Source organism: Singulisphaera photorubra (assembly GCF_045290345.1).
Classification (GTDB): Bacteria; Planctomycetota; Planctomycetia; order Isosphaerales; family Isosphaeraceae; genus Singulisphaera.
Map to the genome: position 1 here is coordinate 1,690,060 of NZ_CP155447.1, position 15,334 is coordinate 1,705,393.

At 63.6% G+C, this 15,334-nt stretch carries 8 protein-coding genes and 1 pseudogene; 7 read left to right on the forward strand and 2 right to left on the reverse strand.

The features are described 5' to 3' along the window. Nucleotides 1–220: 220 nt before the first annotated feature. The gene (locus tag V5E97_RS06510) at nucleotides 221–655 is read right to left on the reverse strand and encodes a hypothetical protein (protein ID WP_406698504.1); all 435 of its coding nucleotides are present in this window, start codon (nucleotides 653–655) and stop codon (nucleotides 221–223) included. Between the two features lie 414 nt (nucleotides 656–1,069). Between V5E97_RS06510 and V5E97_RS06515 the strand changes: the two genes are divergently transcribed. Then, a complete protein-coding gene (locus V5E97_RS06515; protein WP_406698505.1) occupies nucleotides 1,070–2,182 on the forward strand; it encodes an AI-2E family transporter in 1,113 nt (370 codons plus the stop codon). A gap of 34 nt (nucleotides 2,183–2,216) precedes the next feature. On the opposite strand, the gene V5E97_RS06520 is transcribed toward V5E97_RS06515, so the two are convergent. Continuing rightward, nucleotides 2,217–3,044, reverse strand: coding sequence for a sigma-70 family RNA polymerase sigma factor (locus V5E97_RS06520; protein ID WP_406698506.1), 828 nt, complete (start codon nucleotides 3,042–3,044; stop codon nucleotides 2,217–2,219). A gap of 834 nt (nucleotides 3,045–3,878) precedes the next feature. On the opposite strand from V5E97_RS06520, the gene V5E97_RS06525 reads away from it, so the two are divergent. The 6 genes and pseudogenes from V5E97_RS06525 (at nucleotide 3,879) to V5E97_RS06550 (ending at nucleotide 15,243) form a co-directional block, all read left to right on the forward strand. After that, nucleotides 3,879–6,269: a PAS domain S-box protein gene (locus tag V5E97_RS06525; RefSeq protein WP_406698507.1), complete on the forward strand. Its 2,391-nt coding sequence runs from the start codon at nucleotides 3,879–3,881 to the stop codon at nucleotides 6,267–6,269. After that, nucleotides 6,269–6,394: pseudogene (locus tag V5E97_RS06530) on the forward strand (hypothetical protein); the annotation flags it as partial. The gene V5E97_RS06525 and the pseudogene V5E97_RS06530, both read left to right, overlap by 1 nt. Nucleotides 6,395–6,439: 45 nt before the next feature. Beyond that, the gene (locus tag V5E97_RS06535) at nucleotides 6,440–8,443 is read left to right on the forward strand and encodes a hybrid sensor histidine kinase/response regulator (RefSeq protein ID WP_406698508.1); all 2,004 of its coding nucleotides are present in this window, start codon (nucleotides 6,440–6,442) and stop codon (nucleotides 8,441–8,443) included. An 81-nt stretch (nucleotides 8,444–8,524) separates the two neighbouring features. Beyond that, entirely contained in the window at nucleotides 8,525–9,754 is a 1,230-nt protein-coding gene (locus V5E97_RS06540; RefSeq protein ID WP_406698509.1) for a sensor histidine kinase, read from the forward strand. A gap of 410 nt (nucleotides 9,755–10,164) precedes the next feature. Further along, entirely contained in the window at nucleotides 10,165–10,341 is a 177-nt protein-coding gene (locus tag V5E97_RS06545) for a hypothetical protein (RefSeq protein WP_406698510.1), read from the forward strand. A 453-nt stretch (nucleotides 10,342–10,794) separates the two neighbouring features. Beyond that, nucleotides 10,795–15,243: a choice-of-anchor Q domain-containing protein gene (locus V5E97_RS06550; protein WP_406698511.1), complete on the forward strand. Its 4,449-nt coding sequence runs from the start codon at nucleotides 10,795–10,797 to the stop codon at nucleotides 15,241–15,243. Nucleotides 15,244–15,334: the final 91 nt, after the last annotated feature.

A 15,334-nucleotide genomic window follows, 5' to 3' on the forward strand; every position in this document is an offset into this window, starting at 1 on the left:
TCGGCGGCGCCTCGCCTATCCGCCCTCTCAGTGTATTTCTTGGCGGGGCGGGGGGGAAGAGGTGGCGATTGTTGGCAGAGATGGCATTGCCATCCGCACGCAACGGGGCGAAATAATAATGGTTGACCGCGTCGATCCGCGGAGTGGCGGACGTCGTTGGAGCCCTGGAAGGGGGACGCAGTCGGTTCTGCGGTGGCACGAGGAGCGAGGCGTGCCTGTCCTACGGTTGATTGTCGATCAGGGTAAAGTCGAAGAGTATGAGTTCTTCAATCGGGTCCTGCCAGAGCTCGAAGCTTAACAGGCCTGCCTTGACCGGAACGATGCTGGTTTCGAAATAGCTCTTGCGGCCTTTGAGACGTGCTAATGCACGAAATTTCAAGTCTTTAGGAAATGGATTCTTTGTCACGAGGATGAGCATGTCATCTTGCTTGCGGAAATCGAGACTGAGAGTCGTTGGCTGATCGGCAGCTTTTTCAACGATTTTGGGGCGAGTGAGCGTGTTTCCCTGTTGCTCGAATCGGACAGCGATACTTTTGCCGACCTCGATTGTGACTTTGTCTTTAAGAGTGGATGGGTCAACCGCCTGGTCTGGGGCGGCAACCGCGGTGGTCACCGTGACGAGCAGGAATACTGGCAAGGACCGGATGAGCTTCATGGCTGCCTTCGACCTCCTGAATCCGCGTGAGATGGGGTGGATTGGATAGGAACGATCGGACGCTTGCTTGATGAGACGGACTCATGGCCTGAGAGTGCGGGTCTCGACAGCGATCGTAGCAGCATCTATTGGTGTCTTCAATGCAAGGCTCGATGCCGTTGTTGCCGTAGCGGACACGGGCGGCTGGCGACGGATTCGGCCGAAGGCTTTCGTAAAGTTGGTCGAGTTGGCTCCGAGTCTAGGGATCACGAGACGGACGATCGGATGTCGGTCAACTGGAATTAGGTTGAGATTTGAGCGTTTCAGCGGCTCGGCGCGAAAAGTGCAGAACGGGAAGCAGGGGAAAGTTAGGAAAGAGCCTCACGCAATTTCCCCTCCCCCCTTTTTTTTTAAACCGGACCGAGGACGACGGGAATGAGTGAAGCGACGAGTGAGCTCCCTGCGGAGTCCGAGGCCAATCCATCCCCGCTTGCGTCGGACAAGACCGCTGAAGTCATCAGGCTGCTTGCGCTCGTGACTCTGACCGCAGGCCTGTTCGCTCTGTGCGCCTGGCTATCCGTTCCGCTCCTGCCCGCGATCACCTGGGGCGTGGCCCTGGCGATTCTCGCCTGGCCGATGCATCTCAAGATCCGTCGCCATGTCTCCCGGCCGGGGCTCGCCGCGGCCCTGAGCACGGTGGCCGTGGTGGCCTTGATTTTGGTGCCTGGGCTGCTCGTGACCTACCAGCTCGCCCGCGAAGCCACCTCCGCGGCTCAACGGGTTAGCGGGGATGAGGCGGCGGCGCAGATTCGGGAGAAAGTGGTCTCGATTCCCGGTGGAAAACAGGTGGTGAAGTGGTTCGATCGGGCGGGCATCGACGCCGAGAAGGAGATCAGCCAGATCATCCGATCGTCGACCCAGGGCGCTTCCGACTTGGTGCAGGGGTCGGCGACGGCGGCCCTCCAGTTCCTGATCGCGGTCTTTATCCTCTACCATCTGTTCCACGACCGCGCGGAGTTCCTGGGCGGACTGCGCGACATGCTGCCGCTCTCGGTGGAGGAGAGCAACTTCCTCATGAAACGCGCCGCCGACTCGGTGCATGCGAACCTCTACGCCACGGTGCTGACCAGCCTCATCGACACGGTCGGCTTTGGCTTCGCGTTCTGGATGGTCGGACTCCCTGCTCCATTCCTCTGGGCGGTGGTCGTGTTCGTCCTGAGCCTGCTGCCGGTAGTGGGGTCAGGTCTGGTCTGGGTTCCCGCCGCCGTGTATTTGGCCCTGTCGGGCCATTGGATCGGGTTCACCGCCCTGGTCGGTTGGGGGCTGTTCACCTCGATCGCGATCGACAACCTGCTGTACGCGCGGCTGGCCGGAGGGCGGATGCGAATGCACGAAGTGCCGGCTCTGATCGCGTTCCTGGGAGGTCTGGCGGTGTTCGGGGTGTCAGGGGTGGTCCTTGGCCCGGCCGCCTTCGCCGTGACCTTCGCGCTGATGGAGGTCTGGAAGCGACGGATGAGAGGCGTGAGTGTCTCCCCTTCGGTTTCGTGAGCCGCCGGGGAGGCAAGCCGTGGCCTGACAGAGCTCAGGCCGACTCCATCAACTGCTTCATGGCCTGCTTTTCCAGTTGCCGGATGCGCTCACGGGTCAAACCCAGGTTGTCGCCGATCTCGCGCAGCGTCATCGGGTCGTAGGCATCGAGCCCGTATCGCATCCGGATCACCGTGGCTTCACGCTCATTGAGTTGCTCAAGCCTCTGGAAGATCCGAGTGACCTCGTCAACCTCCAGGAGTTGGTCGACGGCGTTCTTGTTCCGATCGTCGACCAGGTGCGCACACGAGTCGTTCTCGTTCTCGTCCATGGTCTCCGCGTGGCGCATCAGCATGTTGACGCGGAGGGCCTGGATGATGATTTTGACCTGCTTAGGGGAGAGTTGAAGCCTCTTGCCGGTCTCTTCGGGCGTGGGCGTCCGCCCTAATTCTTCGGTCATTTGGATGAACACTCGTCGCCACTTGGCGAGTTGGTTGACCATATACGCGGGCAACCGGACCGGCTTACCCTGATTGATGACGGCTCGTCTCATCGCCTGCTTGATCCAGTAGCTCGCGTAGGTACTAAAGCGGACGTTTATGTCCCTGTCGAATCCTTCGACTGCGCGCATCAGGCCGAGATTCCCCTCCGCGATCAGGTCCTCGATCGCTAGCCCCTTCCCCAGGTATCCTCGAGCCAGGTTGACGACCAAACGGAGATTGGCCCGAATGAGGTGGTCGCGGGCGATGACATCCCCTGCCTCAATTTTCTCGGCCAGCTCGCGCTCCCCCGCAGCCGAGAGAAGCGGAGTTTCGTTGATTTCCTTGAAATAGATCCGGAGATCCGAGGTGTTCTGGTTGGTTGGTTGCGTGTTGAATTTCATCGGTGTCGCGTCTTAAATCGATTCGCATTAAGTCCAGCAGGGCGAAATCGAGTTCGTGCTGGGTCGAACGAATCTTCCTTGCAAGGAGGCTCTTCCTGAGAGGTCTGGCTGTGGCCGGAGCGATCGCCGAATCTTTTGGCGACGAGAGAACGCGGCCTCAAGGATTATTCTGTGTCAAATCCGCTTGGCTGTCTCTCGGGAGTATCCCATGGATACGATCAGGGTTTCCCTGAGGCCGGAGTGATCAGGATGACCTTGAGGTCGAGGGGTGTGCCGCTTTCGCTCGTCCTTGAGCTTGTCCCTGGGGCTGCGTTCGCTGTTTCCCAGGGGGCGTCGAGACCTGACTGAGGTCATTTCATCGGGGCATTCAGGCTGCCTTGATCCTGGCTGGCCGGCCTGATCCGTCGTCTCGTAACAGGCTTCGCGGTCAGTCGCAGGGCGTTCGGATCGGCTCGAGAAGTCCCGAGCCGATCTGAACTCGGGACATTCGGGAACCGCCCAACGAAGTGCCAAGCCCTTTGGGTTTTCTGGAGCCGTTGCATTCCCGAATGCTCCGAGGATTATGCAACCAACCTGGCTCCATCCTGGAGAATCGTGAATGTTCCATTCCTCTTCACAATTAAGGTGAGAGACGGAGTAGGATGAAAGGAAAGGACGTTGGAAGTCCTTCGCAGGGCACTCTTGAGCGAGCTCATCCCGGGGCCATCAGGCCTGGGGCTGTTGGCTTTCCGTTGAGGCTTCAACGCGGTTGGCTTTCTCTCCACCGTAGGCAAGGCGTCTTGTCTTGGTCGTCCAAAAGGGGGCTGATCTACTTGTCACGTAAGAGATCCGACCATGAGCACGTCGGTTCGTGCAGTCTGTCTGGACGACTATCGGTTCTTTGCACGAGCGGCAGGCGCCGCCGTGATCGTGATGAGTGGCCTGGTGCTGGTGGGGTGGACGTTTGATTTTGTCGCCCTGAAGAGCATCGTCCCCGGTTCGATCGCCATGAACCCCGGCGGGTCGGCATTCGCTTTCCTGCTCGCAGGCGCGTCGCTGTGGGCGCAGGCGTCGGAGGGGGCGCTGCCCCGCCGTCGACGCGTCTTGGGGATCGCGTGCGCGGTGGGTGTGTTGCTGATCGGTCTGACGCGGGTGGGCGGCTACCTCACGGGTTGGGACAGAGGGGCCGACCAACTGCTCTTTCACGCGAAGCTGGAGCAGGAAGCCATGTGGTCGGGCCATCCCAACCGGATGGCGCCCAATACGGCCGCGGCGTTCGTGTTCATCGGGCTGGCGTTGGCGATGCTCGACGTGAAGATCCTCCGTCGTGGGATTCGGCCCGCCCAGTTCCTCGCGCTGGCGGCGGGCCTGATCGCGATCCTGGCCCTGATCGGCTACGCGTTCCGCGCCACTTCGTTGATCGGTGTGAAAGCGTTCATCCCGATGGCGCTGAACACGGCGTTCGCGTTCTCGATCCTGAGCCTCGGCATCCTCTGTTCGCGTCCGGAACGCGGGCTGATGGCGGTCATCAGCAGCCAAGGCGCCGGCGGCGGGATGGCGCGGCGGATGCTCCCGGCGGCGATCCTGATCCCGGCGGCCGTCGGGTGGGTGCGGTGGCTCGGCCAGCGGGCGGGCGTGGTTGACCCGGTCATGGGGCTATCGCTGTTCGTTCTGGCCGACATCCTGATCTTCACGGCACTGGTCTGGTGGAACGCGGCGTCGCTCGATCGCATGGACCGCGAGAGGGCGCGGGCTGAGCGGCGCCTCGGGGTCCAACACACGGCGTCACGCGTCCTGGCGGAATCGCCCCGCCTTGAAGATGCCGTGCCCAGGATTCTCCAGGCGATCTGCGAAAGCCTGGGCTGGGCGGTGGGCGTGATGTGGTGGGTGGACGCGGAGGAGAACGTGCTCCGCTGCAGTAACCTCTGGTGCTCCCCTTCGGCCCGGGTGGACGAGTTCGCGGCCCTGAGCCGACGGTACACGTTCGCCCCCGGAGTCGGACTGCCCGGCCGTGTTTGGGCGAGCGGTCAAATCGTCTGGATCCCGGACGTCGCCAAGGATTCCAACTTCCCGCGGGCGGCGGTGGCCGTCCGCGACGGACTTCACGGCGCCTTCGGGTTCCCGATCGTGGTCGGCAGCGACATCCTCGGCGTCGTGGAGGCCTTCAGCGGCGACATCCAGAATCCCGACGGGGAACTGCTCGAGATGCTGGTCGCCATCGGCAGCCAGATCGGCCAATTCATGAAGCGCAAGCAGGCGGAGGAAGTGGCCCACCACGAACGGTTCTTGCTCCTCTCGCTCATGGATAACGTCCCTGACTCGATCTACTTCAAGGACATCGAGGGACGCTTCGTCCGCATCAATCAGGCGATGGCGACCCAGTTCGGTCTCAGCGACCCTGCCGCGGCCGTAGGGAAGACAGATTTCGACTTCTTTGACGACGAACATGCCCGCCAGGCCCGGGAAGACGAACAGGCGATCATGCAAGCCGGACAGCCTGTCGTCGGCAAAGAAGAAAAGGAGAGATGGGGAAGCAACGGGCGCCTTGCCTGGGCCTCCACGACCAAGATGCCGTTTCGGGATAAGGACGGACGGGTCATCGGGACGTTCGGCATCTCACGCGATATCACGGCATGGAAGCAGGCCGAGGAGGCCCTGCGCCAGAGTGAGGAGCGGTTCCGATCTCTGGTCGAAGCGACCGTCGCCATCGTCTGGAACACCCCGGAATCAGGCGAATTCGAAACGGAGCAGCCCGGCTGGAGCGCGTATACCGGCCAGACGTTCGACCAGCTCAAAGGGTGGGGCTGGCTCGACGCCGTCCACCCCGACGACCGGGCAAACACCACCCAGGTTTGGACGGAGGCGATCACCTCCTGCTGCCTCTACCAGGTCGAGCATCGGCTCCGGCGGTACGACGGGGAATATCGGCACATGCTGGTTCGTGCCGTCCCCGTTCGGGCCAAGGATGGCGGGATCCGGGAGTGGATCGGGGTGCACACCGACATCGATACCGAGAAACGAGCCGAGGCCGCATTGCGAGAGGCTGAGGAACGGGTTCGACTGCTCCTTGAGTCTTCAGGGGAAGGAATCTATGGAATCAATATGAGTGGGTATTGCACGGTGATCAATCGCGCGGCGGCGGCGATGCTTGGTTACCGGGTCGACGAGATCCTTGGCCGAAATCTCCATACCCTGATTCACCACTCCTATCCAGACGGTTCGCCGTATCCTGAAAAGATTGTCTGATCTATCGATCCTTTCGGGTCGGCGAATCGTGTCGGGTTGACAACGAGGTCCTCTGGCGGCGGGACGGAACGGCCTTCCCGGTCGAATACTCCGCATACCCTCTGCGCGGGGGAGAAGGGGAGATTGAAGGGGCCGTCGTCAACTTCACGGACATCACCGAGCGGAAACAGGTGGAACGCGAGCTGGTGCGGGCCAAAGAGGCCGCTCAGGCCGCCGCCCAGACGAAGAGCGAATTCCTGGCGAACATGAGCCATGAAATTCGCACGCCTCTGAATGGGATCATCGGCATGACCGAACTCGCGCTGGATACGGAGCTCACCATTGAACAGCGGGAGTACCTCGGGATGGTGAAGTTGTCGGCGGACCACCTGCTCACGGTGATCAACGACATCCTCGACTTCTCCAAGATCGAGGCTGGCCGGCTCGACCTGGACCTCATTGACTTCCACCTTCGTGACGCCCTTGACGACACCATGGCCACGCTCGCGATGCGTGCCCACAAGAAAGGGCTGGAGCTGGTCGACCACGTTGCGGCCGACGTGCCGGATGTTCTGGTAGGCGATCCTCACCGCCTTTGCCAGGTCGTCGTCAACCTGATCGGCAACGCCATCAAGTTCACGGAACGGGGCGAGGCGGTACTCCGGGTCGAAGTGCAGTCGCGGACCGAGCAGCAGGTCTGCCTCCACTTCGCGGTCAGCGATACGGGGATCGGAATCCCCAATGAGCAGCAACAAAAACTCTTCAAGGCCTTCTCCCAGGCAGACACGTCCACCACGCGCAAGTACGGCGGCACGGGGTTGGGGCTGGCGATCTCGGCCCGGCTGGTCCAGTTGATGGGCGGGGAGATCTGGCTGGAAAGCGAGACCGGTCGAGGGAGCACGTTCCACTTCACGCTCCCCTTTGGTCTGGTTTGCGGTCCGGTGGCGTGGTCGACACCGGCGGAGCCCGACCAGGTTCATGGTTTGTCCGTGCTGATCGTGGATGATAACGCCACGAACCGGCGGATTCTTGAGGAAATGCTTATCCACTGGGGGATGAAGCCGATCGCCGTCGAGGGGGGCCGGGAGGCGATCGCCGCCCTGACGCAGGCGCGGGATGTGGGCCTGCCGTTCGCTTTGGTGCTTCTGGATGCCATGATGCCCGGAATGGACGGCTTTAGCCTCGCCGAGCGGATCAGGCAGGACTCGGAACTGACGGGGGCGACCCTGATGATGCTCTCCTCGGCCAATCGGCGCGAGGATGCGGCTCGCTGCCAGGAGTTGGGTGTGGCCACCTATCTGATAAAACCGATCCGAGAATCCTCGCTCTTGGATGCGATTATGACCACGCTCGGTACTTCCGTGAGCCGCGAGCCGCGCCGGGGCCAGTTGGCGGCCACCGCAAAGCCTGATGGAAGCCGGCGGACCTGGAAGCGGAAACTGCGACTCTTGCTGGCCGAGGATAATCTGATCAACCAGCGGCTGGCCATGACTCTGCTGAAGAAACAGGGACACCATGTCGTGGTCGTGAGCAATGGCCGCGAGGCGCTTGCCGCCATGAACGGCACGCGATTCGACGCGGTGCTGATGGATGTGCAGATGCCGGAGATGGACGGGTTCGAGACGACCGCCGTGATCCGGGCGCGCGAGGCGGGGACCAAAGTCCATACGACGATTATCGCGATGACCGCCCACGCCCTGACGGGGGACCGAGATCGTTGCCTGGCAGCCGGTATGGATGCTTATGTCGCCAAGCCTCTTCGGTTGGAAGATCTATTGGCGGTCCTGGAAGGGCTCACCCCGGCGCCCCTCGAGACCGAAGGCACGGCGACCGGGTCCGGGTCCGGGTCCGTGGTCTTCGACAGGGCCGCGACCCTGGAACGCATGGACGGGGACGCCGAGCTGATGAAGGAGCTGGCGGGCCTCTTTCTCGAGGAATGTCCGCAGCGGATGGCGGAGATCAGGCAGGCGGTCGCCGAGCGGGATGCAATGCGGCTTCAGCGGATGGCGCACACGCTCAAAGGGTCCGTCGGGAACTTTGGGGCTCGGGAGGCTTTCGAGGCAACGCGGCGGCTGGAGATTATCGGGGTTGAGCAGGACTGGAGTCATGCGGACGAGGCCTGGACTGCGCTGGAGGAGGCCATCGGCCGCCTCAATTCGGCCTTCGCCGAACTCTGCAACGAGAGGGTGTCGTAGCGGCGGGGCGGGGCGGGGCAGGGGAGAGGAGGGGGCGTTTGCCCCTCACCCACTTGCCTGTACCACGGAAAGTGGTGGTCCATGAAGATCTTAATTGCGGATGACGACTCGGTTTCGAGGCGGTTGCTGCAGAGCTATCTGGAGAAGTGGGGATACGAGGTTGCGGCGGTTCGGGACGGAGCCGAGGCGTGGCGCCTTTTCGAAGTGGATCAGTTCCCGATGGTCATCACCGACTGGATGATGCCCGAGCTGGACGGGCCGGGTTTGCTCCGTCGGATTCGCTCGTCCCAGCGGCCCGGCTATATCTACGCCATCCTCCTGACCTCGAAATCCCAGAAGCAGGATCTGATCGAGGGGATGGAAGCGGGCGCGGACGATTTCCTGACCAAGCCGTTTGACCGGGACGAACTCCGGGTTCGGTTGCGGGCCGGCGAGCGGATCATTCACCTGGAGCAGAACCTCCGAGAGACCAAGGTGGCGCTGATCGAGACGGAAAAGCTCGCGAGCCTGGGGCGTCTGGCCGCGGGAGTGGCGCACGAAATCAATAACCCGCTCTCGATCGTCGTCAACAACCTGGCCATGCTCCGCCGGGACGTGCTGGACGCCTTGCGAGTACTCGACAAGTACCGGGAAGGAAGCACCAGCCTGGCCAGGGCGGAGCCGGAACTCGCCGCGCATCTGGCCTGCCTGGAGGATGAAGTCGATCTGCCCTATCTTCGCGAGAACCTTCCCCCCCTCTTCGACAGCTCGGAGGATGGACTGCGGAGGGTTCGCGCCATCGTGCAGAACCTGCGTGACTTTGCCAGGCTGGACGAGGCGGAATTCAAAGATGTGGATTTTAACGTCGCTCTCCAGTGCACCCTGGAGGTACTCCGCCACGAGTTCCACAAGAAGTCGGTTCGCGTCGAGACCCAGTTTCAGGAACTCCCGCTGGTGGCCTGCCACGCCGGCAAGATCAATCAGGTCTTTCTGAACATCCTGCTCAATGCGGTTCAGGCCTCCGAGCGCGAGGGACTCATCGATGTTCGCACCCGACCCGACGGCGCGGCCGCCGTGATCGTGGAGATCGAAGACCACGGCAGTGGGATCCGCCCCGAGCATCTGCCGCGCATCTTCGAACCCTTCTTCACCACGAAGCAGATCGGCGCCGGAGCGGGCCTGGGCCTTCCCATGAGCTACGGCGTCGTGCGCGACCAAGGGGGGACGATCGAGGTCGAGAGCGTCGTCGGCTGTGGCAGCCTCTTTCGAATCCGCTTTCCGCTTCAGCCGCGAGAGCCAGATACCGGCTCGGAGCCGCCCTTGCCACCGTGAAATGGAATCTTGCCGGATGGTATCACGGCCGCTGGATCAGCCATTTCTCCCAACGCTTGAGAACAGCGCTCCCGGAGTCCTTGCAACGATCAAACACTCGAGAAGACTCCGCTACGATGGGAAGGAGAAAAAAAGGGCGATGCCAGAAACCGCCGATAACGTGGCGACCGCCTCTCATTCCCTCTTCTTTCGCAAGAAAACGAGGGTCGGCGAGATCGGCCACACTTGTAGTTCTTGCAGGTCAGGAGACTTCCGGGCCTCTCGCCCAAAGCGTCGAAATCGCCCTTTTGGTCGAAATCGCCCTTTTGACTGAGAGGCAGGAAAGTAATGCACGCTCTCGATCCAATACCTTCCCCATGAACAGCGAATTCGACTCTGTCGAATCCCCGTCACTCGCCAAGGAACAACCCATGTTGGAGCGAGAAGTCATCGAACGGCTCGACCGGATCGCCGTCGCGACCGAGAAGGCCGCGAGGCGGCTGTGGTGGATTGTCTTGCCCGTCTACCTGTGCGTGGCTGCACTCTTCTTCTGGCTCTTCGTGATCACCCTGGTGGGTCTGAGGCAACACAGATATATTGGCTATTAATTGTGAATGCGTGTTTGTATTGTTGTGTGAAGCGTGGATTGTGATGTGGATTGCTTTTGTGGTCCTCGATAGGGGCAATCGCTTGGTTTAATTCCTGTTCGATCAGCATGTTGGTGTGCGATGGGGTCGTCAAGCAACGTCATCGGGCCGGGAGGCCCCTTTCTACTTGAAACCCTTCGCTCGCCTGGGATTAATGCTTGGCTAAGTACTGTTCTGAACTGGCACTGAATTGTTCTTGGCACTTTCGGCCGATTTGCATTCTTCGAATCCACGTGTAGACTCGAACAATACGATAGGGCTGGAGCGGGTCGCACCGAGATGGCGTTTTTCTCTCGTGACGCGGCGTGGATCGTCCGGCCGTGCCAGGACCGAGGAGGGGGACTGACGCCGAGCCGCGTGCGGACTCACGGCCCGTTGTCCCGGTCCGGTTCCTTTCAAAATCGGGGCGGATCGATGGCGCATTCCGGGGCACTGGGCGTTCGGGGTCTTGCCCCGACAGGGCCGCGGCGGGCGGCGGCGAGGCGTCGGGGGACCGGCCTGGTGCCCGACTTCGAGTCGTTGGAAGGGCGGGTCGTGCTCAGCACGTTCACCGTCACGAACGCGAACAACGACGGGGTCGGCTCGCTCCGGACGGCGATCGACCTGGCCAACGCAGACCCGGCGCAGGACACGATCGACTTCGCCTCCTCGGCCACCGGAACGATCACGCTGCAGTCGGCCCTGCCGGCCCTCTCGACGGCCATTCTCCTGAGCGGTCCAGGGTCGTCGGTCCTGACCGTGGCCCGCAGCGCTGATCCATCGACGCCGGAGTTCCGGATCTTCGACGTGATGGCGGGGGCTGAGGTGGCGATCTCCGGCCTGACGATCTCAGGCGGTCGGGTGTCCGCCCCCGGCGGGGGCATCGCCAACGCGGGCACGCTGACGGTCACCCACTCCACCCTGAGCGGCAACTCGGCCGATGACGTCGGCAGAGACATCGGCAGCGGCGGCGGGATCGCCAACTTCGGCACGCTGACGGTGACCACCTCCACCTTCAGCGGCAACTCGGCCGACATCATCGGCGGCGGCATCGCCAACCTCTCGGGCACGGTGACGGTGACCACCTCCACCTTCAGCGGCAACTCGGCATACGGTGGTGGCGGTCTCTTCAACCGCGGCATGTTGACGGTGATCAACTCCACCTTCAGCGGCAACTCCGCCGCCAGCGGCGGAGGTGGCGGAATCGCCAACTCGGGCGAGCTGACAGTCACCGGCTCCACCCTCAGCGGCAACTCGGCCAGCTACGGCGGCGGTGGTTGGGGCGGTGGCATCCACAACGCCAGCCTCGGCACGCTAACGGTCGCCAATTCCACGCTCAGCGGTAACTCGGCCGACGCATACGGCGGTGGCATCGGCAACCTTTCGGGCACGGTGAGGGTCATCAGCTCCACCCTCAGCGGCAACTCGGCATCCGGCGGCGGCGGCATCGGCGACGCTTCGGGCACGCTGACGGTCACCGACTCCACCCTGAGCGGCAACTCGGCCAGCTACGGCGGCGGTGGCATCTCCATCCGCACGGGCACGCTGACGGTGACGAACTCCACCCTCAGCGGCAATACGGCCGGCGGCAGCATTTACACCCTCGGCTATGGCGGTGGCGTCTACAACCTCTCGGGTACGGTGACGGCCACCAATTCCACCCTGAGCGGCAACTCGGCCCACTACGGCGGCGGCATCTATAGCAACTCGGGCATTCTGGCGGTCACCGACTCCACGCTCAGCGGCAACTCGGCTTCGCTCAGGGGGTTTGGCTCGGGCGGTGGCATCTTCAACACCACCTTCGGCATGGTGACGATCACCAACTCGACCCTCAGCGGTAACTCGGCCGACGGCACCGGCGGCGGCATCTCCAACGGCGGCCCCTCCGACGGCGGCACGTTGACGGTGATCAACTCGACCCTTAGCGGTAACTCGGCCGGCGTCGGAAGCTTCGGTGGCGGCATCTTCAACTACGTCGGCTCGGTGGCGATCATCACGAGCCTGTTCGTCAACCCCGCAGGTGGAAACCTCGCTCAAGGGAATGCTGCCTCGTTTGTCTCGGGCGGCCACAATCTCTTCTCCGACGCCCCCGCCGTGGCCCTCCACCCTACCGACCTGATCAACACCGACCCGTTGCTCGGCCCCTTGGCCGACAACGGCGGCCCTACCCAGACCATGGCCCTGCTCCCCGGCAGCCCGGCGATCGACGCTGGGCTCGCTCGGCTGGGGGTGGCCACCGACCAGCGAGGCGTCCCCAGGCCCCAGGGCGCCGCCCCCGACATCGGCGCCTTCGAGTTGGCCACGGCACCCTTCGTGCGTTTGACACCGGCCACGGCCACGCTTCTGGTCGGTGCCTCGCACTCGGTCACCGCGACCGTGCTCGATCCGAACGTCAGGCCGTTGGCGGGTGTCCCGGTGACCTTTCAGGTGACGGCCGGCCCGAACACCGGGGCCGCGGGCCTCACCAGCCCGGCTGGCGGCCAGAGTGATGCCAACGGCCAGATCAGCTTCCGCTACGCCGACACCGGCGGCGTCGGCAGCGACTCGATCGTCGCGACCGCGATGCTCCCCGGCGGTCTGGCGATCGCGTCGCTGTCAGGGACGGTGATCTGGACGACGTTTGCCGTCACCAATACGAACGACTCTGGCCCCGGCTCACTCCGGGCGGCGCTGAGCATCGCCGACCAGAATCCGGGCCGGGACACGATCACGTTCGCTCCCGGGGTGGCCGGGACGATCACACTGCTGTCGGCTTTGCCCGACCTGGCGACGGACATCATCCTGAGCGGGCCGGGGTCGTCGACGCTGACTGTGGCCCGTAGCTCCGATCCGTTCACGCCTCTGTTCCGAATCTTTAACGTGACGGCGGGGGCCGAGGTGGCGATCTCCGGCCTGACGATCTCAGGCGGTCGCGTGGCCTTTGAAGACGGCGGCGGCATCGCCAACGCGGGCACGCTGACGGTGACCCACTCCACCCTCAGCGGCAACTCGGCCCGCGGTATCGGCAACGGCAAAGGCAGCGCCGGTGGCGGCATCGCCAACCTCTCGGGCACGCTGACGGTCACCCATTCCATCCTCAGTGGCAACTCGGCCGACACTTTCGGCGGTGGCATCTATAACCTCTCGGGCACGCTGACGGTAACCACCTCCACCCTCAGCGGCAACTCGGCGTACGGTGGCGGCGGCATCGCCAACCACGGCACTCTGAGGGTGACCGACTCCACCCTCAGCGGCAACTCGGCCAGCGAACACGGCGGCGGCATCTCCAACCTCTCGGGCGCGATGACGGTGACCGACTCCACCCTCAGCGGCAACTCGTCCCGCGGCGGCGGCGGCATCGCCAACCTCTCGGGCACGCTGACGGTCACCCATTCTCTGCTCAGCGGCAACTCGGCCGGCAACAGCGGTGGCATCAGTAACTCGGGCGAGATGACGGTGACCGACTCCACCCTCAGCGGCAACTCGGCCCGCAGCAGGGGCGGTGGTATCGACAACTTCGGCAGGCTGACGATCACCAACTCGACCCTCAGCGGCAACTCGGTCGGCGGCAACGGCCTCGACCCCTCCTTCGACATCGGCACCAGCGGCGGCGGCATCGCCAACTTCGGCACGCTGACGGTGACCAATGCCACGCTCAGCGGCAACTCGGCCGGCGGCAGGGGCGGTGGTATCGACAACTTCGGCAGGCTGACGATCACCAACTCGACCCTCAGCGGGAACTCGGCCGGTGATGGCGGCGGCGGCATCTACAACAACATTGGCGGCACACTGACGATCATCACGAGCCTGTTCGCGAACTCCGCGGGCGGGAACCTCGCTCAATGGGATTCTGCCCCTTCTGCCTCGTTCCTCTCACGGGGCCACAATCTCTTCTCCGACGCTCCCGCCGTGGCCCTCGACCCCACCGACCTGATCAACACCGACCCCCTGCTCGGACCGCTGGCCGACAACGGCGGCCTCACCCAGACCATGGCTCTGCTCCCCGGCAGCCCGGCCATCGACGCCGGACGCGCCGTGTCGGGGGTGACCGCCGACCAGCGGGGCGTCCTCAGGCCTCAGGACGCCGCCCCCGACATCGGCGCCTTCGAGTCACGCGGCTTCACCCTCGTGATCGTCTCCGGGAACAACCAGGGCGCAACCCGCGACTCCGCCTTTCCGATCCCGCTGGTCGTGCGCGTCGCCAGTGCCTTCGGTGAGCCGGTCGCGGGGGGCCGGGTCAACTTCACCGCGCCGACGTGGGGGGCCTCAGCCAATTTCAGTGGCAATCTGGCTCCGATCGACGCCAGCGGCCAGGTGTCGGTCCTTGCCACGGCCAATGCTCTCGTCGGCTCCTATGCCGTCACCGCCCAGTTGCCTGGGGGGGCCATGAGCCTGGCCTTCGCCCTCGAAAACCTCTCAATGCAGCCGCCGGTTGAGGTGCCGACCGTTGTGCCGCTGACCGTCGTGGGGGTGCAGCGTTACGGCTTCCACGCCCAGCCGACGACCCTGGTCCTCCGCTTCAGCACGGCGCTCGATCCGGCCCGGGCACAGGACCTGGCGAACTACCAGATCGTGACTCTCGGCGGTCACGGCCGGCGCAGTGCGCGTGTCGGCCGCGTCACCCGCGTTCGCGCGGCGGTGTACGACGCGGCGACCGGGAGCGTGACGCTTCACCCGGCCCAGCGGCTCGACCTGCGCACCACGTATCGTCTGACGGTCCGAGGCTCTGCGCCTGGGGGACTGGCGAGTCCGACCGGCGTCTTGCTCGACGGCGTCGGCACGGGTCAGCCCGGCAGTGACTTCGTGACCACGATTTCCCGGGGAACCCTGATCCGGGCGTCGCGTGGGTTCTTCAACCAGATTCGCTACCGCTGGGCGTCTCTGGTTGGGATCACCGGAAGTTGAGACAAAGGAAAAAATGAGGGTTGAGCATCGGATCTGCAGTGAGTTCTCCCTGTGCTCTGGGGAGAAATGCTCATGGCGAAGCCCCTCGTAG